Genomic DNA, 23,997 nt, shown 5'->3' on the forward strand with positions numbered 1-23,997 from the left:
CGCTTGCGCGAAGAGCCGAGGCCCCCGATGAGCGCTTGCGCGAAGAGCCGAAGGACGCGATGACAGCGGGTCCGGCCGTGGTCACCGCCGGGCTGACCGAGGACGAGGTCGCCCGGCGCGTCGCCGCGGGTCAGTCGAACGACGTTCCCACGCGGGCCGCCCGCACCACCGGTGAGATCGTCCGGGCCAACGTCTTCACCCGGATCAACGCCATCCTCGGCGTGCTCTTCGCCATCGTGCTGTCCACCGGATCGCTCATCAACGGCGCGTTCGGCCTGCTGATCGTCGCCAACAGCGCGATCGGCATCATCCAGGAACTGCGGGCCAAACGGACCCTCGACAAGCTGGCCATCGTCGGGCAGGCCAAACCGTTGGTGCGCAGGAGGTCCGGCACGCGGGCACTGGCACCGAGCGAGGTCGTGCTCGACGACATCATCGAATTGGGACCCGGCGACCAGATCGTCGTCGACGGTGAGGTGGTCGAGGACAACAATCTCGAGGTCGACGAGTCGCTGCTCACCGGCGAGGCCGACCCGATCGCCAAAGACGCGGGCGATCCGGTGATGTCAGGCAGTTTCGTGGTCGCCGGATCGGGTGCCTACCGGGCCACCAAGGTGGGGCGCGAAGCCTACGCCGCCAAACTCGCCGAAGAGGCCAGCAAGTTCACGCTGGTGAAATCGGAACTGCGCAGCGGTATCAACCAGATCCTGCGGTTCATCACCTACCTGCTGGTGCCCGCCGGGCTGCTCACCATCTACACCCAGCTGTTCACCACCGACACCGGGTGGCGGCGCGCGGTGCTGGCCATGGTCGGGGCGCTGGTGCCGATGGTGCCCGAAGGGCTGGTGCTGATGACGTCGATCGCGTTCGCGGTGGGCGTGATCCGGCTGGGCCGACGGCAGTGCCTGGTCAACGAACTGCCCGCCATCGAAGGGCTGGCGCGTGTCGACGTGGTGTGTGCCGACAAGACCGGCACGCTCACCGAGAACGGGATGCGGTTGTCGGAGCTGCAGACCCTCACCGCCGATCACGTGGAGGACGTGCTGGCGTCGATGGCGGCCGACGACAGCCGGCCGAACGCGAGCATGCAGGCCATCGCGGAGGCCTACCCGCACGCACCGGGCTGGACCGCGACCGCGGTCGCGCCGTTCAAATCGGCGACCAAGTGGAGCGGGGTGTCCTATGGCGCGCACGGCAACTGGCTGATCGGTGCACCGGACGTGTTGCTCGACCCGTCCTCGCCCGTCGCCGAGCAGGCCGAGGACATCGGATCCCACGGGCTGCGCGTCCTGCTGGTGGGCTCATCCGATGTGCCGGTGGACGATCCGGCCGCGCCGGGCACCGTGACCCCGGTCGCGCTCGTGGTGCTCGAACAACGCGTGCGGCCCGACGCCCGTGACACGCTGGACTACTTCGCTACCCAGCAGGTGTCGATCAAGGTGATCTCCGGCGACAACGCGCTGTCGGTCGGCGCGGTCGCCGGTTCGCTGGGTTTGCACGGTGAGTGCATGGACGCCAGGAACCTGCCCGACACGACCGAGGAACTCGCCGAGGAGATCGAGTCGCACACCACCTTCGGCCGGGTCCGCCCGGACCAGAAGCGCGCGATGGTCCACGCCCTGCAGTCCCGCGGGCACACCGTCGCGATGACGGGCGACGGCGTCAACGACGTGCTCGCGCTCAAGGACGCCGACATCGGCGTCGCGATGGGGTCGGGCAGCCCGGCCACCCGCGCCGTCGCGCAGATCGTGTTGCTGGACAACAAATTCGCCACCCTGCCGTACGTGGTCGGCGAGGGCCGGCGGGTGATCGGCAACATCGAACGCGTCTCGAACCTGTTCCTCACCAAGACCGTCTATTCGGTGCTGCTGGCGGTCCTCGTCGGGTTGGCCGGCCTGGCGTCCGAGATCTTCGGGACCGATCCGCTGCTGTTCCCGTTCCAACCCATCCACGTGACGATCGCCGCCTGGTTCACCATCGGCATCCCGGCCTTCGTGCTGTCGCTGGCGCCGAACAACGAGCGCGCACACACCGGCTTCGTGCGGCGGGTGATGTCCTCGGCGCTGCCGTCCGGTCTGGTGGTGGGAACGGCGACGTTCACGTCGTACCTGCTGGCCTATCAGGGCCGGGCCGCCAGTGAGACCGAACAGACGCAGGCCTCGACCGCGGCGCTCATCACGTTGCTGGTGACGGCCATCTGGGTGCTGGCCGTGGTGGCCCGGCCGTATGAGTGGTGGCGGGTCGCGCTGGTGGCGGTGTCGGCCCTGGCCTACGTGGTGATCTTCTCCATCCCGTGGGCTCAGGAGTTGTTCATCCTCGACCCGACGAACCCGGCGATCACCTCGATGGCGCTGGGCGTGGGATTGGTCGGTGTCGCCGCCATCGAGGCGCTGTGGTGGGGGCAGGGAAGGTTGCTGGGAGAGCGGCGCCGGCTCTGGCATGAGCGGTAGCGGCGGACGGTAGTGTGAAAGCCATGGCATTCCTCGACAAGGTGAAGAACTGGGTGTCGAAGAACCCCGACAAGGCCGGCAGCGCGATCGAGAAGGCCGGCGACCTCTTCGACCAGAAGACCAAGGGTAAGTACGCCGACAAGGTGAACAAGGCCCAGAGCGCGGCGAAGGACTACGTCCACAAGACCAATCCCCAGCAACCGCCGGCGCAGCAGCCGCCGGTCAACCCGCAGAACCCGCCCCTGCACCCCTGAGCCATGGCGAAGCTGTCCGTCTCAGTCGACGTTCCGCTACCGCCGGAGAAGGCGTGGGAGTGCGCCTCGGACCTGTCGCGGTACAAGGAATGGCTGTCCATCCACCGGGTGTGGCGCTCCAAGCTGCCCGAGACCTTGGACAAGGGCGCGCGCATCGACTCGATCGTCGAGGTGATGGGCATGCCCAACCGGGTGAACTGGACGATCGTCCACTACAAGCCGCCGCAGGCGATGACGCTCAACGGCGACGGTAAGGGCGGGGTGAAGGTCAAGCTGATCGGCAAGGTCAAACCGTCCGGTGACGGGTCGACGGTCACGTTCGACATCCATCTCGGCGGGCCCGCGCTGTTCGGACCGATCGGCATGGTCGTCGCCGGCGCGCTCAAGAGCGACATCCGGGAGTCGCTCGACCGCTTCAAGACCGTCTTCGCCTGACCGCCGGCTCAGTCAGCGGGCGTCGCATGCGCGTTGAGACTCCGAAGCGCCGGCGGTTCGTGCGCTTCTGCCTGTGGTCGTTGGCGCTGGCCGCGATCGCGACGGTGGTGGTGAACCTCACCGTGGCCGAACTGCCGCCGATGCCCGCGGCTGAGGGGCGATACATCTCCGTCCAGGGCCGGGACATCCACTACGTCGAACGGCCGGGGCAGGGGATGTCCGTCGTGATGCTTCACGGGCTGCCGGGCACAAGTGAGGACTTCGACCCGCTGATCCCGAAACTGCCGGGGCTGCACCTCGTTTCGATCGACCGGCCCGGGTTCGGCTGGTCTCGGGGTGGCTGGCTGCCGTATCAGGACCAGATCGAGGTGGTCCATGCCGTGCTGAACCGGTTGGAGCTTGCTCCGGCGATCCTCGTCGGCTGGTCCTTCGGCGGCTCACTGGCACTCGGAGTCGCGCGCCGGTATCCCGAGGACGTGGCGAGGATGGTCCTGATCGCGCCGGCGGCAGGTGGCATGCGGTCCTACACCAGGGACCTGGTGCAGGCGCGTTATCTGCAGTTCAGCCAGCAGCCGGTGGTGAAATCGGTGATCAGCCGCACCTACGGCAACATCGCGACGCGGGTGTCGGCGTACTTCGGCGCCCGCGGCGCCTTCGCCCCGGCGCCCGTGGATCCGACCTATCAGGAGCGGCTGCTCGCGGTGTCGCTGACGCCGGGCAACCTCGACGCCTTCTCCCGGGACCAGCTGGAGTACAACGCGACGATGCAGTGGCTCGACGACGAGGTCGCCGAGGTGCGCGTCTCGTCGACCGTGATCGCCGCGGAGGGCGATCAGTTGGTGCCGGTCGAGCACGCCCGACGGCTTGCGAAGACGTTGCCGCACACCGAACTGATCACCGTCGACGGCAACCACATGATCCCGTACACACACCCCGACGTCGTCGCGGACGAGATCCGGGCCTCCGCGGGGGCCCGAGCCAAGGGGTCGTGAGCAGTTCGCCGTGGCCGATACAGTCAGCCGCCCGCGGCGACGGCCTCGTCGATCGGGGTGTCGCCGCCGACCAGCTCGAAGGTGCGGCCCACGGTGCCCGGTGTGTCGAGGACTGCGAGCAGCACGGCGGCGACGTCCTCGCGGGGGATGGCGCCGTAACCGGTGGAGTCCGCGATGTGCACCCGGCCGGTGCCCGGATCGTCGGTGAGCCGGCCCGGCCGCACGATCGTCGTATCGAGTGCGCGCCGGGACCGGACGGCGTCGTCCGCGGCGCCCTTGGCCCGCAGATAGGTCACGAACACCGGATCACCGGCGTCGTCGGGCGCCTCGGTGTTCGCACCCATCGAGGAGATCACCACGTAGCGCTTGACGCCCGCGGCCTCGGCGGCGTCGGCCAGCAGGATGGCGGCATCGCGGTCGACGGTCTCCTTGCGTGCGGCTCCGCTGCCCGGCCCTGCGCCGGCCGCGAAGACCACGGCGTCGGCGCCGCGCAGCGCGTCGATCACCTCTCCGACGGTGGCCTTCTCCAGGTCCAACACCAGCGGCTCCGCACCGATGGCTTCGAGGTCTCCGGCATGGTCGGGGTTGCGGATCAGCCCGACCGCGGTGTCGCCGCGTTGCGCCAACAATTGCTCGACCTGCATCGCGATCTTGCCGTGCCCTCCGGCGATCACCACTCTCATCAGAACCTCCTATCCCGCGAAAACCTGCGGGCGATCGGCGAAAAAGCCTTGAATTCCCGAGCATTCCCCGCATGGCCGAGCAGAAACATCGTCCACCGCTCGGCGAGTTCCCCTCGAACCGCACGCAGGGCGCGATGACGAAGGTGACGTCGCCGGCGCCCAGATCGCGTGAACACGGTCACTGACTCTTGTCAGAGACGCGGGAGGCGCCGACGCTGCGCAGCGTCCTGGTCACGTAGTCGTCGAGCATCGCGCCCTGGGTGGGCCATCCGTGGGTCGTCGTCAGCAGCGCATACAGCCCCAGCAGGAAGAACACCGCGCTGTTCATGGCGTCTACGTCTTCATCGGCGATGCCCGCATTCTGAGCGAACGTGATCTGTTCGGCGACCGCGACGATCACCGGATGTTCCATGCTCTCCTCGACCGGCGGCCGGGTCTGCGAGAAGTGCAGCGCGAGAAAATCTTTGAACAGCACCGCGCCGAGTCGACGTTCGAGGCCCAGAACCAGGCGGACCGACTCCCGCAGTATCGCACCGAGATCGTGGTCGGAGCCGGCAAATCGGACGAGCTGTTTGGCGATCCGATCCTCTTCCCGCCGCTCGAGCTCCAGAAGCACATGCTCCTTGGTGGGGAAGTGAAAGAAGAACGTGCCGTGGGCAACTCCGGCCGCAGCCACGATCGCGGCGACGTCGGCCTCGGCCATACCCGACCGTTTGAACTCGGCGATCGCCGCGCCCAGGAGCCGTTCCCGCGTCTGCAGTCGTTTCGTCTCACGAGCCGACGGTCTGTTCGCGACTGCCATGTCCTTGACTCTAGCGTCCGCGCGACGGGTCGGGCAGCCGTCCCGGGAGCCTTCCGCGCACCAGTCGGGCGAGCTCCGAGTTCGAGCGGCGTACCGACTCGTCGATCACCTCGGGGTCCCGGTGGGCGAGCAACTCGACCCTTTTGAGCACCTCCGGGTCGAGCACGTGGGTCATCGGTCGAACGCCGTCGGCGGACTTGTCGGTCCACGGCGACCCGGCAGGGTGGCGGGCACGGTCATGAAATCTCCCTGGCGCGGATACGCAGCGGCAGTCGAGGCAGTGAACAGGTGGCCGACGGCCACGTGATCTCGGGGACGAAGCCCGGTGCCAACTCGAAATCAGAGATACGCGTGAGCCATTCGGTGACGACGAGTCGCAGCTCCATCCGTGCCAGATGTGCCCCCAGGCACCGGTGTGGGCCCCCGCCGAAGCCCCAGTGCTTGTGCAGCCTGCCGTCGAGTACGACGTCATCACCGGACAGCGCGTCGCTGCCGTCGCGGTTGATCGCACCGAGGCAGAGTCGCACCTCGGCGCCCGCCGGCAGGTCCACGCCTGCAACGGTGACGGGGCGGGTGGTCACCCGGCCGACGACCGGCGCCGCCGGCTCCAGCCGGATCATCTCCTCGACGAAGGCGGGGACGTTGTCGAGGTTGTCCCGCAACGCCTTTCGCAACTCGGGCCGCCGGGTCAACTCCAGCAGGGCCGTGCCGATCGACGCGGTGACGGTGTCAAGGCCGGCGAGTACGAAGACCAGCGAGAGCCCGGTCGCTTCGTTGTCGGTGAGCGGATCGTCACCGTGCAGCAGTTGTGAGAGTATCCCGTCGCGCGGACGGTTGCGTTGCTCTGCGACAGCTTCGGTGAGGTAGGAGTACAGCTCGACCGCTGGGGTGAGATCGACGCTCCCGGGGTCGGTGGTGAGGCTGAACGCGATGATGGCGTCCTTCCACGCGATCAGGCGTTCGCGGTCCGCAAGGGGGAGACCGAACAGCGTGAGGAAGACTTGCGACGGGTACGGGGTGGCCAGATCCGCCATCACCTCACATTCGTCGTGCACAGCGATCGCCTCGATGATCTCGATGGCCTGTGCCTGCAGCGAGGGCAGCAGTTCGCCGAGTGTCTGCGGGCTGAAGAACTGATGCAGGATCCGCCGGTAGCGTGTGTGCTCGGGTGGATCGAATCCGAGCGGCACCAGCGGTACGGGGCTGATCATGTCGTCGTAGGCGATCCGGGACGAGAACTCCTCTGGATTCCGCAGTGCGGCAAGGACATCCTCACGCTCGGTCAGGTAAAACCACCCGTCGCCGTAAGCCACCGGACCGAGGCCGCGTAGCGCCGCCCAACCCGCTCCGCGGTCCTGCGCCATCGGCAGGTCGCCGTACTGGACGTGGGGCAGCCCGAGGCCGTCGTGGGTCGGGGTCACCGGCGTACCAGTCCACGCGGTCGGATCAAACCCAGGTCGAGGTGGTTCAACCAGCCGGGTTCGGCGTCGCAGACGTCGGGAATCGCATTGACCGCACCCATCGCGGTCCACGTGTAGCCCGGGTGGACCATCGTGCCGTCGGGCTGTCGGACACCCTTGAGGGTCAATTCGGTCGGAGGGTCTCCTTCGATGACGATCTGGTAGCGGGTCTCACCCAGGTCCCACGCCGGATCCAGCCGGTCGGGACCCGCGGTCACATAGCTCGCCTGGAAGACGATGAGCGGGCGGCCGTCCACCCATGCCGTCCACTCGTGCCGTTGTGCGGCAACGGTTCCCCGGGGAAGTGTGCCGCCGGCGTGGGGGATGTCGGCGGCCGCGGTCGCTACCTGCGGGTCGGCGGCCGTCACCTTCTCGATGGTCACACCGAGGCCGTCGGCGATCATGTACATGGACTGGGCGAAGAACGGCATTCCGAGGCCGAGGATCGTCGGCTCGGAGAGGAAGGCATCCTTGTCCTTGCCGAATCCCATCCAGTCGATGTGGTCGGCGGGTGCGTCGTTCACGACGTCGACGACCTCGTGCACGCGGATGGTGTCGATCCTGCTCATCACGCGGGCCAGCGTGAGCGGAAGGATGTCGCCGGCGTAGCCCGGGTGGATACCGCCGCCGTGGAAGGAGGTCCCGCCGTCCACGCACGCTGTGCGGATCTCGTCGGCGGGCGCGCGGAAATCCGGTGACGGATGAAAGAATCCGCTCGTCGTCACGACGTTCTTCCCCGCCCGCAGCAGTCGGCACACCGTGTCGACATCCATGATCACCGGCGTGTAGAACACGCAGTCGGCATCGAGCTCGACGATGGCATCGACGTCGTCGGTCGCGGCGAGGCCGATCGGTGGGATACCCGCGATCTCACCGGCGTCCTTGCCTACCTTGTCCTCGTTGTGCACCAGGACACCGATGAGTTCGTATGTCGCGTTGTCCGCGAAATGGCGGAGCGCGGCCCGGCCGACGTCACCCGTCATCCATTGGATGACCCGATAGGTCCTCTCCGGCGGCGAACACCTTTCACTCCTCGGCGAGACCGTCATTCGTCAGGGTCCCTGCTGTTGTTCGGCGGCCTGGCGGGCTTCGCGCTCCTCGTGGATGCGGACCAGTTCGCGGAATCCGATGCGGTTGTACTTCGGCACGGGTTGGATGCCCCACTCGTCCTGTGCGGTGTCCTTACCCTCGGCCCCTTCGGGCGGTCCGAACGCCGGGTACGGGACCTGGCATTCCAGCGCATCGTCGGAGTAGCGGACCTTCAGGAGCTCACTGCAGATCTCCGTCAGGCTCAGCGTCGGATAGCCGTAGTAGACGGCCATGAACGGCAGCGTGAAGGCGCCCTCGATGACCAGTGCCACGAGGCACACCAGCACCGCGCGTTTGATCCACTTGTGCATCCGCGCGTAGTACGGCGTGGTGCCGGGAGGCAGGTCCTCGGTCTTCTCGTCGGTGGTTGTCATGCCGGCTCCTTCAGTCGGAGAAGATCTCGCGGTTCACGGTGTGCAGGTACGGGATCGCGAGGAAGGGAGTGATGTAGAAGATGTCGTAGAGCCACCAGCCGACGACCGGGAAGATCACCCCGGCGAAGCGCACGTCGGCGAACATCGTCATGTTGAACACGTAGACGCACCAGATCAGCACGCCCATCCAGCAGGTGACGATCATCCACTGGTGGCCCCAGCGCTTCATCTGCAGGAACCCGATGGCTGCGGCGCACCGCATGGCGAAGACGGTGACGATCATGCCGAAGACCATCGACTTCTCGCCCGGCCCGGCAGCCCCGCCGAGCCACAGTTCGTTGTAGTGCCAGAAGTAGCCGGCGTCGAACATCGCACCCCAGCCGACCATCAGCACCCGGTTGATCAGGGTGTGGTTGGCGACCAGGTCCAGGGCCCAGCCCAGGCTGTTGAGCATGCCGTCGATCAGCACCAGGTAGCCGATCAGCGTGACGATCATCGGTCGCACCGACAACCCCGCCCGCAGGGCCTGCCTTTGCAGCCACACCCCGCGCATGAAGATCGGGAAACCGATCAGCCCGGGCGCCCACATTCCCATCAGGGCGGCGCCGACGATCATCCACTTGTCCGCGCGGCGCTGCGCCAACCGCGATTCCTCGTGGTGTTCCTCGAGGTTGCCGGTGCCGCCGAGCGGTACGGTCGCCGTCACCGCGGCGCCCGAATTGCGTTTCAGCGTCGGGAAGTTCACAACTCCCACCACCCCCGGGCGAAGGACATGTAGAGCTGGATGAGGAACATCGCCAGCAGGTATCCGTAGATGACGATCTGCAGGACGATGAGGGCCCTCTTGCGCTTCTTCTCCTTCTGATCCACCATCGCGGCGGCTCCTTCCTAGAGGGTGGTGCTCGAGTCGTCGGCATCGGCGAGGCTGGCCACGGCCACCTCGCGCAGGCCTTCGGTGATGGCGCCGTCGCTGGACAGCGGGGCGAGGATGCACGCCTCGGCGGCTTCCAGTGCGGTGGCCCCGGCGGCGATCAGCGCCGCGGCGGTGACCAGCACCCGGGTGGACGGCGGTTCGAAGTGGAACACGTCGTCGGCGGTGCGGATCGCGGTCGCGCACCGCACCAACCGGTGGGCGGTCTGTCGGTCGACACCGGTCTCGGCGACGATCACCGCGGATTCCTGTTCCGGGGGCAGGTAACGCATCGGCAGGGTGACGAACCGTTGCCGGAAGGACGGTTTGAGCTCCTTCAACGAGCTGCGGTAGGCGGGGTTGTACGAACACACGAGCATGAACCCGTCGGGTGCCTCGACGACCTCACCGGCGCGGTCGAGGTACAGCGCACGGCGATGATCGGTCAGCGAGTGCAGGATCGCCAGCGAATCGTGGCGTGCCTCCACGACCTCGTCGAGGTAGCAGATCGCCCCGGCCTTGACCGCCCGGGTGAGTGGTCCGTCGGTCCACACCACGTCGCCGCCGGTGACCATGAACCGGCCGACCAGATCCGAGCTGGTCAGATCGTCGTGACAGCTGATGGTGACCACCGGCCGTCCCAGCAGCGACCCCATGTGCTCGACGAGGCGGGTCTTACCGCATCCCGTCGGGCCGGTCAGCATGACGGGCAGCCGCTGGTGGAACGCCTGCTCGAAGAGCTGGACCTCGGTGCCGTTGGCGTAGTAGGTGTCTGTGGTCATGGCTCCTCGCGCAAGCGCTCGTCGATTGTCATGCGGACACCAGCTCCCGATGGACGTGGGCGAGGACGCGGGGAAGTTCTTCGACGCGCCGGATGCGTTGGGAACGCCTCGGGCCGAACACTTCCGGGAGCGGGTCGACCCGGGTGGGGCCGACGCCGACGTAGTACATCGACACCCCGGCGTCTTCGGCCTCCTCGACCGCGTGCGCGGCATCCGCCCAGGCGTAGCGGCCCTCGTAGCCCTCGTCGGAGATCAGCCCGTCACCGATGACGATGATCAGCCGCCGCTCGGACGGCTGCACGAGCAGGCGGCTGGTGAGGTGCCGCAACGGCGCACCGAGGCGGGTGTATCCGCCGGTGGACAGCCCGAGGCTGCCCGGTGGGACGAAACGGCGCTCCTCGAAGTCCTTGAGGCAGTTCACCTCGACGCGATACCGGGTGTTGCCGGTGAAGACGAAGATGCCGTGGCGTTCCCGGGCTGCCGTCATCGCCCGCGACAACGCATCGGCGCAGGCCAACTCCAGCCGGAAGATCGTGCCGCCGTGGACGCCCAGCGACGAGCTGCCGTCCAGCAACAGCGCGGTGGTCACGTCGCGGCTGCCGGGGAGCAGCTCCCGAAAGATCCGGGGTTCGACGGCCTCACCCGTCCGTACGTCGATGAAGTGGTCGACGTATTGTGCGACATCGAGATCCGACCCGTCCTCCTGCCGGTTCCGGATGGTTCTGTGGGTGTGCTCCTCAAACCACCTGCGCAACTCGGGCGAGCCCGACGCGGGTTGGCGGGTTCGGCTGGCGTACTTGCGTTCCACCACCGCGACGTGATCGGGCATGAAGCTCTTCGTCCAGGCATTCCACTCCGGATACGGGATGCCCGGCCGGTGGTCCGGGGTGATGTCGAGATCGTTGTCCTGCGGTCGGCTCGGTGGCGGCAGATTCGGATTGCGGATGCCGCCGTCACCGCCCACCGGCACGGAATGGGCACGGGGGAGCCGCTTCTGGGTGGTTGTCCACGGCAACCTGCCGAGCGTGCGCCGTAGCGTGTCGGCCAGCCCCTGCGGGTCGGTGTGAGCGCGTGGCAAGTTCCCCAGCAACGGGTCGACGGTCAGCGGTCGGCCCGTACGCGCCAGCGTCACCGCACGTTCGAGCATCTGCGCGGCGTCCAGGTCCGTCGAGGTCGCGACGAGGTCGGGCACCAACCGATGCAGTTCGCTGATCAGGCCGGGCCAGTTCGAGGCGATCCAGCGCGTCGCGACACCGGCCTCCACGAGGGTGAGCGCCAGGAGTTCGCGGGTGGTCAACTCGTTCAGACGGTAGTCGGCAAGCGCTTCCTTGGACGGTGAACATTGCAGCGCCACACCGCATGTCAGGGTCCGGCGGGTCCAGTCACGACACGTCGGGGGGTAGGGGACCCGGATGATCTCGAGTGCGGCATCGAGGCCGAATCCACGATGCTGGCCGGTCACCAGCTGGGCGCCCGTGCGGCGGCGTCCGCTCAGCGCCACCGCGGTCAGAGCGCAGCTGCGCTCGACCGCCATGGCGTGTGCGTCGGACAGTTCGGACATCGCGCGGTCAGAATGTGCCGATGTTGGAGAACATCCAGTACCAGAACCAGATGATCAAACCGGTTCCGCCCCAGGCGGCGACGTAGCGGAGGATTTCCCAGATCCACCCTGCCATCTCAATTCTCCTTGTTCGTCAGGCCACGAAGGGCGGTGGTCACCAATTTGGCCAGCATCGTGTCGCGGGCCTCGCCGTGCTCGGTGGTGGTCAGCGCCCCGTAGAGCCCCAGCAGGAAGAACGTCGAACTGTAGAAGGCGTCGACCTCCGGGTGGACCTCGCCGTCGCCGCTGGCACGCTCGATCGCGCGAACCAGCGACACGATCACCGGATGGTCGGTCCACTCATCCCTGGTCGGCCGCGTGGGTGAGAAGTGCAGCGCGAGCAGCTCTTTGAACAGTCGCGGACCGAACCGCTGCTCGAGGGCGCTGACCAGTCCGACCAGGTGAGTCAATGCGGTCGCCAGATCGTGGGCGCCACCGAGGAAGCGGGTGAAATCGGCTGCCATCCGTGCCTCTTCGCGGCGCTCCAGTTCCAGCAGGACGTGCTCCTTGCTGGGAAAGTGGAAGAAGAATGTGCCGTGCGCCACGCCCGCTGCGGCCACGATCGCGCCGACGTCGGCTCCGGCCATGCCCGACGACGTGAACTCGGCGATCGCCGCGCCGAGTATCCGTTCACGTGTCTGCCGGCTGCGCAGTTGGCGCGCCGACCGTTTGACCGGAGGCGTCATGGTCTGCCCTTGGTATACCTCTGACTGATTCCAGTCAATGAGTGGAGTCATCATGGTCAGTCGGAGAAGATCTCACGGTTGACCGAGTGCAGATACGGGATGGCCAGGAACGGCGTGATGTAGAAGATGTCGTAGAGCCACCAGCCGACCACGGGGAAGATCACCCCGGCGAAGCGCACGTCGGCGAACATCGTCATGTTGAACACGTAGACGCACCAGATCAGCACGCCCATCCAGCAGGTGACGATCATCCACTGGTGGCCCCAGCGCTTCATCTGCAGGAACCCGATCGCGGCAGCGATTCGCATGGTGAAGACGGTCAGGATCATGCCGACTTCCATCGCCTTCTCGCCGGGGCCGGCGGCACCGCCGAGCCACAGTTCGTTGTAATGCCAGAAGTAGCCGGCATCGAACATCGCGCCCCAGCCGTTCAACAGGATTCGGGCCAGAATGGTGTGGTTGGCGACCAGATCCAGTGCCCATCCGACGGTGTTGATCGCAGCATCGATGATGACGAGGTAGCCCAGCAGGGTCACCAGCATCGGACGCACGCTCAGGCCGTCGCGCTGGGCCTTGCGTAGGAGCCAGACGCCGCGCAGGAACAACGGCAGGCCGAAGATTCCGAGTGCGGCGGTACCGATGAGCAGGCCGCCGGAGATCAGCCACTTGTCGGCCTGGCGTTGGGCGCGCTGGGAGGCGGCCATGTGTTCATCGAGCCCGCTCGCTGACATCGGAGGTGAGGCGATCTTCGCGGCCCTGCCGCTCGAACCGGTCATCCGCAGGTTCATGTCCGCTGACTATAGTCAGCAATGCAAGCCCGTCAATCGGTTGTTGGATGTTCGGCCGTCGAGCGGTCACGTGGAGTGCGGTTTGTATTAAGCGTGCTTCGGTGGCGAGCGCGCTGAGAGCCGGCGCGTCTCACTTGGCTCTTTGTGGGATTTCGTTGACTTGAGTCAGGGTGAGCCGTTTAGATGAGGACTGTTCCCGACGGGGAGGATCGCCATGGCGCTGGAGCAGTTCGATCTCACCGGGCAGGTCGCGATCGTGACCGGAGCGGGCAAGGGAGTCGGTCAGGGCATCGCGCAGGTGCTGGCGGAGGCGGGCGCTGCGGTCGTCGGTACTGCGCGCACAGAGTCTGATATCGCCGCGACGATTTCGGGAATCGAGCGGGCAGGCGGCAAGGGTGTCGCGGTTGTCGCCGATGCCATGAGCCGACCGGACGGGGAGCGAGTGGTGGCGGCGGCCATGGAGAACTTCGGCCGTGTCGACATCCTGGTCAACAATGTCGGGGGCTCGACGTACGCGCGGTTCCTCGACATCACCGACGAGGATTTCCGGCACACTTTCGACTGGTGTGTGACGTCGGCCTTCATCATGAGCCAGCTGACCGCGCGGCACATGAACGAGGCGGGACGCGGATCGATCATCAACATCTCATCCGGGTCGGCCCGGTTCGGCATCCGGGCGCTGGCCGCCTACTGCACCGCCAAGGGCGGACTCGAAGCGCTCACGCGCGCGATGGCGCAGGAGTTGGCGCCCAAGATCCGGGTGAACGCCATCGCGCTGGGATCCTTTGCGACCGAGGGCCTGCAGGGCAGTCTGGACATGATGCCGGGCTCGCTGGAGAAGATGAACGCGGCGACGCCGCTACGCCGCCTCGGCGACGTCGCCGATCTCGGCCGGCTCTGTGTCTACCTGTCCACCCGCGACTGTTACGCCACGAACGCGATCTTCCACGTGGACGGCGGCATCGAGTCCAACAACTCGCCCCTGCCCATCCCCGACTACTGAGCAGGAACGGAGCGCGGCAATGCGCAGAGTGGTCCAGTTCTCCACCGGTAACGTCGGCAGGCATTCACTGGCCGCCGTCATCGGAAGACCCGATCTGAAGCTGGTCGGTGTGCACGCGTCCGGCCCGGACAAGATCGGACGCGACGCAGCCGAGCTGTGTGGACTCGACGAACCCACCGGCGTGGTCGCCACCGGCGACATCGACGCGCTGATCGCGCTGAGCCCGGACTGCGTGGTCTACACCGCTCTGGGCGAGACCCGACCGATGGAGGCCATCGAGGAGATGTCGCGGTTCCTGTCGGCGGGGATCAACGTCGTCGGAACGTCGATGGTGTGGTTGGTGACTCCGCGGCAGGCCGACGACTGGCTGCGGGTACCGCTGGAGCAGGCCTGCGCGGCGGGCGACTCCTCGCTGTTCGTCAACGGGATCGACCCCGGCTACTCGGGGGACACGGCGGTGCACGCCGCGCTCAGTCTGGTCACACGTGCCGAGTCGGTGACGGTCCAGGAGATCTTCGACTACGGCAACTACGACGATTACGAATACACCGGCACCGCCATGGGTTTCGGCACCACGCCGCAGGACGATACGCCGATGGCGTTCCAGCCCGGTGTCATCACGTCGATGTTCGGCGGTCTGGTGCGCAATCTCGCCGGCCACCTGGCGGTGGAACTCGACGAGGTTCGGCAGCGCTACGAACCGTGGTACACCGACCAGCGCATCGAGTGCACGATGATGACCGTCGAGCCGGGGCAACTGGCCGCGATCCGGTTCGCGGTGGAGGGAGTGCGCGACGGGGTCCCGGTGATCACGGTGGAGCACACCACCCGGCTCACGCCCGCGGCGGCGCCGGAGTGGGAGTACCCGCCCGACGGCCAGTCCGGTGTGCACAAGGTCATCGTGGAGGGTGAACCGCGTATCGAGGTGAGCACCCATCTGTCGCATCCGGCGCTCGATGTGACCGACGCCGGCTGCCTGGCCACCGCCGCGCGGGCGGTCAACGCGATCGACTGGGTGTGCCGGGCGCCGTCGGGTCTACTCGCGATCGAGGACGTTCCGCCGACGGAGCTGATCCGCGGACTCATGTGGTGAGCCGCGCCCGCAGCTCCCGCTTGAGAACCTTGCCGTAGCTGTTCTTCGGCAGTTCGTCGATGAACTCGTAGCGTTTGGGTCGTTTGAACCGGGCGATGCGTTCCAGCAGATGCGCATCGAGGTCGGTGGGGGACACCCGGCCGACGATGAAGGCGACGACGATCTCGCCCCACTCCTCGTCCGGCGCCCCCACCACCCCGGCCTCGACCACCGCCGGGTGTTCCAGAAGGATCTCTTCGACCTCGCGCGGATAGATGTTGCTGCCGCCGCTGATCACCACGTCTTTGGACCGGTCGCGCAGCGTCAGGTACCCGTCGGCGTCGAACGACCCCATGTCCCCGGTACGCAACCAGCCGTCCTGCAGGGTGGCCGCGGTGGCCGCCGGGTTGTTCCAGTAACCGGACATGACCACGTCGCCTCGGCACACGATCTCGCCGATCTCACCGATGCCGGCGGGTCGGTCGTCCTCGCCGAGCACCGCCACGTCGACACCGGAGCGGGCGTACCCGACCGATCCGAGCACCGCGTCGGAGGCCGGAACACCGGCGGCGAGGTGGTCGGACCGCCGCAGCCCCGTGATCGTCATCGGCGCCTCGCCCTGCCCGTAGAGCTGCACGAAGATCGGGCCGAAGGCCGCCAGCGCCTTCTTGAGACTGTCGACGTACATCGGGCCGCCGCCGTAGACGATCGTGTTCAGGTTGGCCGGTTTGGCCCGTCCGGTCGCCACCAGTCGGGCCACCATCGTCGGCGCCAGGAACGCACTGCAACCGGGGTGGTGTTCGCAGAGGTCGAGGAACTCCGCCGGCTCGAACGCACCCGAGGCCGGCACCACCTGCCGCGCGCCGCGGGCCACATACGGAGGCACGTACAGTCCCGAGCCGTGCGACATGGGCGCGCCGTGGACCAGGCTGCAGTTCTCGTCGGGGGAGTCGAAGTCGGCCAGATGCGACACCGTCATCGCCATCAGGTTGCGGTGCGACAGCATCGCTCCCTTGGAGCGGCCCGTGGTGCCGCTGGTGTAGAACAGCCACGCCAGTGACGCCGGGTCGGTCGTGCGTGGTGGGTCGACAGGTGAGGCAGCGCAGCGGTTTTCGTATTCGGCGCCGCCGATCACCTCGACCGGTACGTCGACGAGCTGTGTCAGCTCCGCGCCGATCTTCGGGGACGTGAAGATCCGGGAGACCCCGGCGTCGGCGACGATCTGCTCCATCTCCCGCGGATGCAACTTGTAGTTGACCGGCACGATCACGGCTTCGGCCGCCCAGATGCCGAACATCAACTCGACGATCTCGGGTGCGTTCTCGCTGGCCACCGCGATCCGGGCACCGGGCCCGAACCCGGTGAACGACCCCGCCAACCGCAGCGCCCGCTCCCGCAGCGACGACCACGTGTGCACTTGGCGCTCACCGTGATACACCGCGCCGCGGTCGGCGTGGCGCGCCGCGGTCTGGTCGAGCAGTGCGAACAGGTTCACCTGGGCACCCAGTCGGAGTTCAGCGCGAAATCGGACAGGTACTTCGTCGAACTCCAGCCACCGTCGACGACGATGGTCTGGCCGTTGATGAAACTGCCGCCCTCGGAGCAGAGGAACGCCACGGTGGCGGCGATGTCCTCGACCCGGCCCAACCGCTGGTGCGGTGTCATCTCGGTGTTGATCTTGCGGAACCGGTCGTCCTCGAGCCGCGTCGCCACCATGGGGGTGAGCGTGACGCCGGGCGCCACCGCGTTGCACCGGATGCCCTGCGCACCGTATTGGCACGCGATGTGGGCGGTCAGTGCGGTCAGCCCGCCCTTGGCCGCCGAATACGCGCCGCCGCGCAGCCCACCGACGACCGCGAACGTCGACGTCACGTTGATGATCGCCGAGCCCGGCTGCATGTGCGGGATCACGTCGCGCGACAACCGGAACGGCGCCCGCAGCATCAGGTTCAGGAAATAGTCCAGCGATTCGTCGTCGGTCTCGTGCAGGGGTTTGGGACTGCCCACCCCGGCGTTGTTGACCAGGAAGTCGATCCGCCCCCACCGCTCCAGTGCGGCCGCGACGACCCGGGCGGGACCGTCGTCGTCGGTCAGATCCACCGCGACCGTGGCGATCCGGTCGGAGCCGACGGCCTTCTCCAGTTCGGCGAGCCGTTCCTCGTCTCGTCCGGTGCCCAGCACCGCCATACCCTGCTCGGCCAGCGTTGTGGCACAACCGAACCCGATGCCGCTGCTGGCACCCGTGACGATCGCTACCTGCACGTCATCCACCTTCCGTCAGCGATGCCCTGATCTTGTGCTTGAGCACCTTGCCCGCATCGTTCTTCGGCAACGCCTCCACCAGCACCACCTGTTCGGGCACCTTGAACTTGGCCACCCCGCGGCCCAGCAGGAACTCACGCAACGACTCGACGTCGGGTCCCGGATCGCCGGCCGCCACCACGGCGGCGCAGGCGCGTTCGCCGGTGCGCGCATCGGGGATGCCGACGATCGCGATCTCGGCGATCTGCGGGTGGGTGACCAGAAGGTCCTCCACCTCCTTGGGCGAGATGTTCTCGCCGTTGCGGATGATGATGTCCTTGGCGCGGCCGGTGACCATCAGGTAGCCGTCGTCGGTCCAGCGGCCGAGGTCACCGGTGCGGAAGTATCCAGCGGTGTCGAAGGCCCCGGTGTTGTCCTCCGGGTGGAGGTAGCCCGTGAACATCTGCGGCCCGCGGGCGCGGATCTCCCCGTCCACCAACGTGACATCGGCGATGCCGGGGCGGCCGTCGGTCTCGGCGGCGTGGTCCACATCGTCGAGGGATCCGACCGTGGTCACCGGGACTTCGGTCGAACCGTACACGCGGGTCACCAGCGCACGCTCGAAATAGGCCGCCGCCCTGCGGATCAGCGACGGCGGGACCGAGGCGCCGCCACAGATGAACACCTCGAGGTCCGGTAGTCGGGTGTCCGCCCGCTGCGCCGCGGCGAGCAGACCGTCGAGAAACGGTGTGGCCCCGGCCATGTGCGTGCATCCGTGCTCGAGCATCAACGCCACGGCGCCGTCGGGATCCCAGCGTTCCATGAGTACCGCCCTGGAGCCGAGCAGCAGCGGTGCCTCGAAGGCGTAGATCGACCCACCGATGTGGGCGATCGGTGAGGGCACCAGGAACGTGTCGCCGGGGTCGATGTTCCAGTACCGGCCCAGCTGCGCGAGCAGTGCGTGCAGCGAATCATGGCTGTGCAGAACGCCCTTGGGCCGCCCGGTGGTGCCCGAGGTGTACATGATCATGCGGGTGGAATCGGAGCTCAGCTCGGGTAGGTCACCGCCGCCGGCTTCGGCGAGCAGATCCGCGAAGGAACTGTGTCCGGCCGGTTCCGCCCGCACCACGACGACCTCTGGGGGTGAGGGCAGCCCTGCGGCGACGCGTTTGAGCATGGCGGCGTAGTCGTGGCCGTTGAACGTGTGGGGGATGAAGATCGCCCGACTGTCGGCGTCGGCGAGGATGAACGTGAGTTCGTGGTCGCGCAGCGATGGCAGGATCGGGTTCACGACCATACCCGCCAGCGTGGCGCCGAGATAGACGACGGCGGCCTCGTGCCAGTTGGGCAGCATGAATGACACCACGCTGCCGACCGGCATCCGCCGCATCAGTGCCGACGCCAATGCCATCGCGCGTTCTTGCAGTGCGCCACAGGTGAGTTCATCGTCGCCGTCGCGCACCAGCACGCGGTCCGGTGTGTCCCGCGCGGCATCGCGCAGGGCATCGGCCAGCGTGGTACCCACCGTCAGTCCCTGACCCGGCGCATCGTCATCGAGTGCCGGTAGCGCGCCGACGGATGGGTGTTCACCGTGACCTGTGCGACCTCACCGTCGGAGGTGGTGTAGGTGCGCTGCATCTGCAGTGCGGCACTGCCGGGTTCGACACCGAGCCGGTGGGCCAGTTCGGCGGGCAGCACCACCGCGGCGATCTCCTGGTGCACCTCGACCACGCTCACCCCGAACAGGTCCTCGATCAGGGGGAAGATCGGCCCGGTGTGGCGGGGCAGCAGCCGGCCGACGGCGGCGAACGCGCGGTTGATGTAGTACTCGGTGCGGCAGATCGGCGTCGAGTTCGTGTCGGCCTGGCGATAGCCCGTCACCGCAAGCCATTCCGAGCCGAGCGCGAGCCGCGTCCGCTCGGCGAGTTCGGCGTCGACGGTCACGGTGGCGTTCGATTCGACCGTGAACTGGGCGCCCGCGGCGAACGCCAGCAGGTCGTCGATCGACATCACGTCCTGGGCGTAGGTGTTACCCGACGGACGCGGCACCACCAGGGTGCCCGCCCTGGGGCGCGAGGTGACCAGGTTGTCCTCGCGCAGCCGGCGCAGTGCCTCCCGAATGGTGAAGCGGCTGACCGCGAACCGCTCACACAACTCGTGTTCGGTGGGCAACTGCGATCCGACCGGGTACACCCCGTCGACGATCTCCTTGCGCAGGGTGCGAGCCACCTGCAGGTAGCGGTGCTCGGGGTGCGTGACGCTCATGTGCGGGCGGTGCGTCGTAACGCCAGCACGCTGCCGTCGCCGTCGGCGGAGACGAACAGCGTGCCGTCCGGCGCCGCGGCGATCCCCGCGAACGGTCCCTGCGGGCCGGAGAACGGCGGCATGCCGCGCAGTGGTTTGGGTTCCACACCCGGCGGCGGGCCGACGGGCAACCCGGTGGCGATCGTCTGGCGGGCGCCGCTGTTCATGTCGACCGCGACCACTTCCTTCGCACCGGCGTCGACGATGTAGAGCACGCCGTCGGCGACCACCAGCCCCTGCGGTCGCTGCAACCCGTCGACCACGGTGACCGCCTGCGACCCGGCCAGGCGCACCACCCGCCCGGCCCCGGACTCGGCGACCAGTGGGTTGCCGTCCGGGGCGATCGCCACCCCCACGGGTTCACGGAGATCGCCGGCCAGCAGTTGCACCTCGCCGTCGTGGACGGAGTGCACCCGGCCGGTGCCGAGTTCGGCGAAGACGGCCGCACCGCCCGGTGTGGCCGCGATGCCGTACAGCTGGTCGAAACCGTCCGCCAGGACCTCGCTCTCACCGGCAGCGGGCCGGTAGCGCGTCACCTGGCCGCCGGAGGTGGTGACCACGAACTCGCCGCCGCCGACGGGGGTCAGACCGCGCAGGAAGCCGGGATAGCCGGGGGTGAACAACATCCCGACGGTCTGCAGCGATCCGTCGGCCTCCACGACGTAGAAGTAGGTGCCGTCGGCGACGTAGAGCCGGCCGTCGTCGCCGACCGCCAGGTCCAGCGGCCAGTTCAGCCCGCCGGCCAGGGTGGTGCGGGTTTCGCCGCCGGACAGGATCTCGGTGATCTCGCCGGTGAAATTCGAGACGAACAACCGGTCGCCGACGAAGGTCAGGTTGTCCAACCCGGGCGACAGCTGCGCGAGCAGCGTCTGCGCACCGCTGCGCGGGTCGATGCGCAGCACCTGGCCGCTGGCCACCTGAGTGGAGACGAGGAAGCCGTCGGCGTCGAACTTCACCGCATCCGGCACCCCGAGGTCACCGGCGACCCGCTGCGGCTCCCCGCCGTTCGGATCCACCCGCCAGATCTCGTTGGCCGTCATCAGCGGGTAGTACAGCAATCCGTCCGGACCGACCTCCATCGCGTTCGGCGACGGCAGGTTCTCGGCGAGCGTGCGGACGATGCCGCCGTTGCGGTCGAGTTCCAGCAGCCGGCCACCTTCGCGGCACTCACCGATGAACAGCCGGCCCTGGTGGACGGTGATGCCGTTGGCACACGGCAGATCGTCGCGCAGGACGCGGGTCCGGCCGTCGGCCTCGCGCACGCTGACCCGACCGTCCATCACCTCGGTGGCGAACAGGGCGCCGTCGGGTCCGAACGCCACGTCGTCGGGGGCGATGATGTCGCCGCCCTTCGGGCTGACCGTCTCCAGGGTCCCGCTGCCCAGGTCCAGGGCGCTGATCTGGCTGCCGGTCACCTGGGCGACGTAGACCCGCCCGTCGGGGCCGGTGCGCAGGCCGTTGGCGCCGAACAACCGGCTCGGTGCGGTCAACCGCTCGAGGCGCCACCCGTCGGTGACAGTCGGCTGCGCTCCGGGGTAGCGGGTGGCCTGCAAAGACTCGGTGGGCGACGTCATGAACCGGACGTTATCAACCCTCGCTAGTCCAGACAATAGGGTCCGCGGCGCATCAAAGGACCCTTGACGGCCGGATAACCCCTGCGGAATAGTGTTCTGCAATATGCAGAGCACCGTATGTCGTCCGGACAAATGGGCCCACCATGACTGAGCCGCTGAACCTCGAGGGCCGGACCGTCGTCGTCTCCGGTGCCGGTGGCGGGGGTATCGGGACGACGGTCACCGAACTGGCGGCCACCGCGGGGGCGACCGTCGTCGCGGTCAGCCGCAACCAGGACAACCTCGACCAGCACGTCGGGCCGCTGATCGCCAAGGGTCTGCCGGTCGTCACGGTCGCGGCCGACGCGTCGACCGACGAGGGCATCGCCCGTGTCCTCGGTGAGGCGCGGCGCGCCGACGGCGACCTCTACGGGTTGGTCAACGTCGCCGGCGGCGCCGCACCCGCGACGTGGATGCCCTCGACCCGGGTCACCCGCGACGATTGGCGGGCGCTGTTCACCGCCAACCTCGAGACCGCCTTCTTCATGAGCCAGGCCGTCGCCGCCGAGATCCGGTCGAACGGGCACAAGGGGTCGATCGTCTCGGTGTCGTCGATCAGCGGGATGAACACCGCGCCGTTCCACATCGCCTACGGGACAGCCAAAGCCGCGGTGGTCGCGATGACCCGCACCATGGCCGTCGAACTGGCGCTCGACGGGATCCGCGTCAACGCCGTCGCCCCCGGCGTCACCGAGACCGCCGCCTCGGCGACCTATGTCGACCAGGATCCGGACCGCGACCGCACCGCGATCGCGATGGGCCGCCGCGGAACGCCGGTCGAACAGGCGAACGCGATCCTGTTCCTGCTCTCGGACATGTCGAGCTACATCACCGGCCAGACGCTTCTGGTCGACGGTGGCCTCGACCTCAAGTGGACGCATCTGGGCGCCGACAACACGTCGTTGTTCCTCAAGGACGAGAACTTCCGCAGCTCCATCAGCCGGTTCTGAGAGTCCGTTTTGTTGTGAAAGGACGCACTAGTGACCCATACCGAATCCGACCTCGACGCGGCGATCGAGGTCGAAGCCGATGCGGACGACTCGACGGGTGAGATCGCCGAGGACCTGTCGGACGCGATGACCATCCCGGTCGAGGCGTACATCTCACCGGAGTACGCCCGCGCGGAGCGGGACAAGCTGTGGCGCAGGGTCTGGCAGCAGGTCGGCCGCGTCGAGGAGATCCCCGAGGTGGGCAGCTACCTGACCTACGACATCCTCGACGACTCGATCATCGTGGTTCGCACCGGACCCAACGAGTTTCGGGCCCACCACAACGTCTGCATGCACCGCGGTCGCAAGCTCGTCGACACCCCCGACGGTGCGAAGAACGCCGTCGGCCGCGCGCGGAAGTCGTTCGTCTGCGGATTTCACGGCTGGACATACGGTTTGGACGGCACGTGCACCCACATCCGCGAACAGGACGACTGGAAGGGCGTGCTGACTCCGCGGAACACCCACCTGGCCCCGGTTCAGGTGGACACCTGGGGCGGCTGGCTGTTCGTCAACATGGACCCGGACTGCGAGCCGTTGATGGACTACCTCTTCCCGGCGTCGAAGATCCTCGATCCGTTCGGGCTGGAGAACATGCGCTACAAGTGGCGCAAGTGGTTGTACTTCGACTGCAACTGGAAGGTCGCGATGGAGGCCTTCAACGAGACCTACCACGTGTTCACCACCCACCCGGAGTTCAACAAGTTCGGCGAGTTCAAGGGCTGGGCCAAGGCGCAGGGCAAGCACAGCAACATCGGCTACGACGCGCCCAAGGGTATGGACGAGACCAAGTCCAAGATCCGCCTCGGCACCGGCGACGACCCGCGCGTCTCGACCGCCGAGATGCAGATGTACACCTGGGAGCAGACCAACGCGACCACCACCGAGACACTGGTGAACGCGGCCAAGCGGCTGGTCGACGAACTGCCCGAGGGCACCCCCGCCGACAAGGTGCTGCAGCACTGGTTGGCATCGGCGCGTCGTGACGACGAGGCCCGCGGCGTGATCTGGCCGACGATCCCGCCGGACATCCTCGGTCAGAGCGGCACCGCATGGCAGATCTTTCCGAACTTCCAGATCGGCCAGGGCTTGACGAGCGCCCTGTGCTACAGCGCGCGGCCCGATCCGAGTTACGACCCGAACAAGTGCATCTTCGAGGTCGCGGTGTTCGAGCTGTACCCCAAAGGCGAAGAGCCCGAGACGGAGTGGGCCTACACCCCGAAGGACTCGCCGAACTGGCTTTCGGTGCTGCCGCAGGACTTCTCCAACATGGCGGCCGTACAGCAGGGCATGAAGTCCGCCGGTTTCCCCGGCACGATGCCCAACCCCTACCGCGAACGCAGCACCGTCAACCTGCATCACCAACTGTCGAAGTACATGGGCACCGGCGAGCCCCGCGAACTGTGATTTCGGCGTGCTGAGTCGCGCTGGGCGCGACCAGCCACGCCGAAATCGCCTACGAAGGAGACA

Annotated in this window: 25 protein-coding genes; 8 read left to right on the top strand and 17 right to left on the bottom strand. The window is 67.5% G+C overall.

Features of this window, described 5'->3' with window-relative positions; genetic code table 11:
- Positions 1-59 precede the first annotated feature (59 nt).
- The 4 genes from G6N49_RS28540 to G6N49_RS28555 are packed head-to-tail and all read left to right on the top strand — an operon-like array spanning position 60 to position 4,131.
- Positions 60-2,450, top strand: a complete 2,391-nt coding sequence (locus G6N49_RS28540; RefSeq protein ID WP_011561805.1) for an HAD-IC family P-type ATPase — start codon at positions 60-62, stop codon at positions 2,448-2,450.
- A gap of 23 nt (positions 2,451-2,473) precedes the next feature.
- The gene (locus G6N49_RS28545) at positions 2,474-2,704 is read left to right on the top strand and encodes an antitoxin (protein ID WP_011561804.1); all 231 of its coding nucleotides are present in this window, start codon (positions 2,474-2,476) and stop codon (positions 2,702-2,704) included.
- A gap of 3 nt (positions 2,705-2,707) precedes the next feature.
- Positions 2,708-3,139 carry a type II toxin-antitoxin system Rv0910 family toxin gene (locus G6N49_RS28550; RefSeq protein ID WP_011561803.1) on the top strand — a complete coding sequence of 144 codons (432 nt, stop codon included), beginning with the start codon at positions 2,708-2,710 and terminating at the stop codon, positions 3,137-3,139.
- A 26-nt stretch (positions 3,140-3,165) separates the two neighbouring features.
- Positions 3,166-4,131, top strand: coding sequence for an alpha/beta fold hydrolase (locus G6N49_RS28555; RefSeq protein ID WP_083045017.1), 966 nt, complete (start codon positions 3,166-3,168; stop codon positions 4,129-4,131).
- A gap of 23 nt (positions 4,132-4,154) precedes the next feature.
- Here G6N49_RS28555 and G6N49_RS28560 read toward each other — a convergent pair whose 3' ends face one another.
- The 12 genes from G6N49_RS28560 to G6N49_RS28610 all read right to left on the bottom strand — a co-directional run bounded on the left by G6N49_RS28560 (position 4,155) and on the right by G6N49_RS28610 (position 13,293).
- Positions 4,155-4,814 (bottom strand): NAD(P)H-binding protein, encoded by a 660-nt coding sequence (locus G6N49_RS28560; protein ID WP_011561801.1) that lies wholly within the window; start codon positions 4,812-4,814, stop codon positions 4,155-4,157.
- Between the two features lie 178 nt (positions 4,815-4,992).
- Positions 4,993-5,616, bottom strand: a complete 624-nt coding sequence (locus tag G6N49_RS28565) for a TetR family transcriptional regulator (RefSeq protein ID WP_011561800.1) — start codon at positions 5,614-5,616, stop codon at positions 4,993-4,995.
- A 10-nt stretch (positions 5,617-5,626) separates the two neighbouring features.
- A complete protein-coding gene (locus G6N49_RS28570) occupies positions 5,627-5,791 on the bottom strand; it encodes a hypothetical protein (protein WP_163647440.1) in 165 nt (54 codons plus the stop codon).
- 61 nt (positions 5,792-5,852) lie between these two features.
- Positions 5,853-7,037: a cytochrome P450 gene (locus G6N49_RS28575; protein WP_011561799.1), complete on the bottom strand. Its 1,185-nt coding sequence runs from the start codon at positions 7,035-7,037 to the stop codon at positions 5,853-5,855.
- Positions 7,034-8,125 carry an NAD(P)H-dependent amine dehydrogenase family protein gene (locus G6N49_RS28580; RefSeq protein ID WP_011561798.1) on the bottom strand — a complete coding sequence of 364 codons (1,092 nt, stop codon included), beginning with the start codon at positions 8,123-8,125 and terminating at the stop codon, positions 7,034-7,036. Before G6N49_RS28580 ends, G6N49_RS28575 begins: the two co-directional genes overlap by 4 nt.
- Positions 8,126-8,128: 3 nt before the next feature.
- Entirely contained in the window at positions 8,129-8,539 is a 411-nt protein-coding gene (locus G6N49_RS28585) for a hypothetical protein (protein ID WP_011561797.1), read from the bottom strand.
- A 10-nt stretch (positions 8,540-8,549) separates the two neighbouring features.
- Positions 8,550-9,284 (bottom strand): hypothetical protein, encoded by a 735-nt coding sequence (locus tag G6N49_RS28590; RefSeq protein ID WP_011856999.1) that lies wholly within the window; start codon positions 9,282-9,284, stop codon positions 8,550-8,552.
- Positions 9,281-9,412: a hypothetical protein gene (locus G6N49_RS29740; protein WP_041309859.1), complete on the bottom strand. Its 132-nt coding sequence runs from the start codon at positions 9,410-9,412 to the stop codon at positions 9,281-9,283. The genes G6N49_RS28590 and G6N49_RS29740 overlap by 4 nt, the downstream gene beginning before the upstream one ends.
- 15 nt (positions 9,413-9,427) lie before the next feature.
- Entirely contained in the window at positions 9,428-10,231 is an 804-nt protein-coding gene (locus G6N49_RS28595) for an AAA family ATPase (RefSeq protein WP_011561795.1), read from the bottom strand.
- A 28-nt stretch (positions 10,232-10,259) separates the two neighbouring features.
- Positions 10,260-11,792 carry a nitric oxide reductase activation protein NorD gene (locus G6N49_RS28600; protein WP_083045016.1) on the bottom strand — a complete coding sequence of 511 codons (1,533 nt, stop codon included), beginning with the start codon at positions 11,790-11,792 and terminating at the stop codon, positions 10,260-10,262.
- A 116-nt stretch (positions 11,793-11,908) separates the two neighbouring features.
- The gene (locus G6N49_RS28605) at positions 11,909-12,517 is read right to left on the bottom strand and encodes a TetR family transcriptional regulator (RefSeq protein ID WP_064917436.1); all 609 of its coding nucleotides are present in this window, start codon (positions 12,515-12,517) and stop codon (positions 11,909-11,911) included.
- 56 nt (positions 12,518-12,573) lie between these two features.
- Complete coding sequence (locus G6N49_RS28610) at positions 12,574-13,293, bottom strand: hypothetical protein (RefSeq protein ID WP_407665062.1); 720 nt, start codon at positions 13,291-13,293, stop codon at positions 12,574-12,576.
- A gap of 226 nt (positions 13,294-13,519) precedes the next feature.
- On the opposite strand from G6N49_RS28610, the gene G6N49_RS28615 reads away from it, so the two are divergent.
- Positions 13,520-14,308, top strand: a complete 789-nt coding sequence (locus tag G6N49_RS28615; RefSeq protein ID WP_083045015.1) for an SDR family NAD(P)-dependent oxidoreductase — start codon at positions 13,520-13,522, stop codon at positions 14,306-14,308.
- A gap of 19 nt (positions 14,309-14,327) precedes the next feature.
- Positions 14,328-15,401: an NAD(P)H-dependent amine dehydrogenase family protein gene (locus tag G6N49_RS28620; protein WP_083045014.1), complete on the top strand. Its 1,074-nt coding sequence runs from the start codon at positions 14,328-14,330 to the stop codon at positions 15,399-15,401.
- Here the strand turns inward: G6N49_RS28620 and G6N49_RS28625 are convergent.
- The 5 genes from G6N49_RS28625 to G6N49_RS28645 are packed head-to-tail and all read right to left on the bottom strand — an operon-like array spanning position 15,391 to position 21,499.
- Positions 15,391-16,875 (bottom strand): acyl-CoA synthetase, encoded by a 1,485-nt coding sequence (locus G6N49_RS28625; RefSeq protein WP_083045013.1) that lies wholly within the window; start codon positions 16,873-16,875, stop codon positions 15,391-15,393. The genes G6N49_RS28620 and G6N49_RS28625 overlap by 11 nt on opposite strands.
- Positions 16,872-17,642: an SDR family NAD(P)-dependent oxidoreductase gene (locus tag G6N49_RS28630; protein ID WP_083045033.1), complete on the bottom strand. Its 771-nt coding sequence runs from the start codon at positions 17,640-17,642 to the stop codon at positions 16,872-16,874. Before G6N49_RS28630 ends, G6N49_RS28625 begins: the two co-directional genes overlap by 4 nt.
- Position 17,643: 1 nt before the next feature.
- Positions 17,644-19,146, bottom strand: coding sequence for an AMP-binding protein (locus G6N49_RS28635; protein ID WP_083045012.1), 1,503 nt, complete (start codon positions 19,144-19,146; stop codon positions 17,644-17,646).
- 2 nt (positions 19,147-19,148) lie between these two features.
- Positions 19,149-19,886 (bottom strand): GntR family transcriptional regulator, encoded by a 738-nt coding sequence (locus G6N49_RS28640; RefSeq protein ID WP_011561786.1) that lies wholly within the window; start codon positions 19,884-19,886, stop codon positions 19,149-19,151.
- Complete coding sequence (locus G6N49_RS28645) at positions 19,883-21,499, bottom strand: SMP-30/gluconolactonase/LRE family protein (protein ID WP_011561785.1); 1,617 nt, start codon at positions 21,497-21,499, stop codon at positions 19,883-19,885. Before G6N49_RS28645 ends, G6N49_RS28640 begins: the two co-directional genes overlap by 4 nt.
- Positions 21,500-21,642: 143 nt before the next feature.
- On the opposite strand from G6N49_RS28645, the gene G6N49_RS28650 reads away from it, so the two are divergent.
- Together G6N49_RS28650 and G6N49_RS28655 are read left to right on the top strand one after the other, a co-directional pair.
- Complete coding sequence (locus G6N49_RS28650) at positions 21,643-22,488, top strand: SDR family NAD(P)-dependent oxidoreductase (RefSeq protein WP_011561784.1); 846 nt, start codon at positions 21,643-21,645, stop codon at positions 22,486-22,488.
- Positions 22,489-22,518: 30 nt separating this feature from the next.
- Entirely contained in the window at positions 22,519-23,934 is a 1,416-nt protein-coding gene (locus tag G6N49_RS28655; protein WP_011561783.1) for an aromatic ring-hydroxylating oxygenase subunit alpha, read from the top strand.
- Positions 23,935-23,997: the final 63 nt, after the last annotated feature.

The sequence above is a fragment of the Mycolicibacterium monacense genome (genome assembly GCF_010731575.1).
Lineage (GTDB): Bacteria > Actinomycetota > Actinomycetes > Mycobacteriales > Mycobacteriaceae > Mycobacterium > Mycobacterium monacense.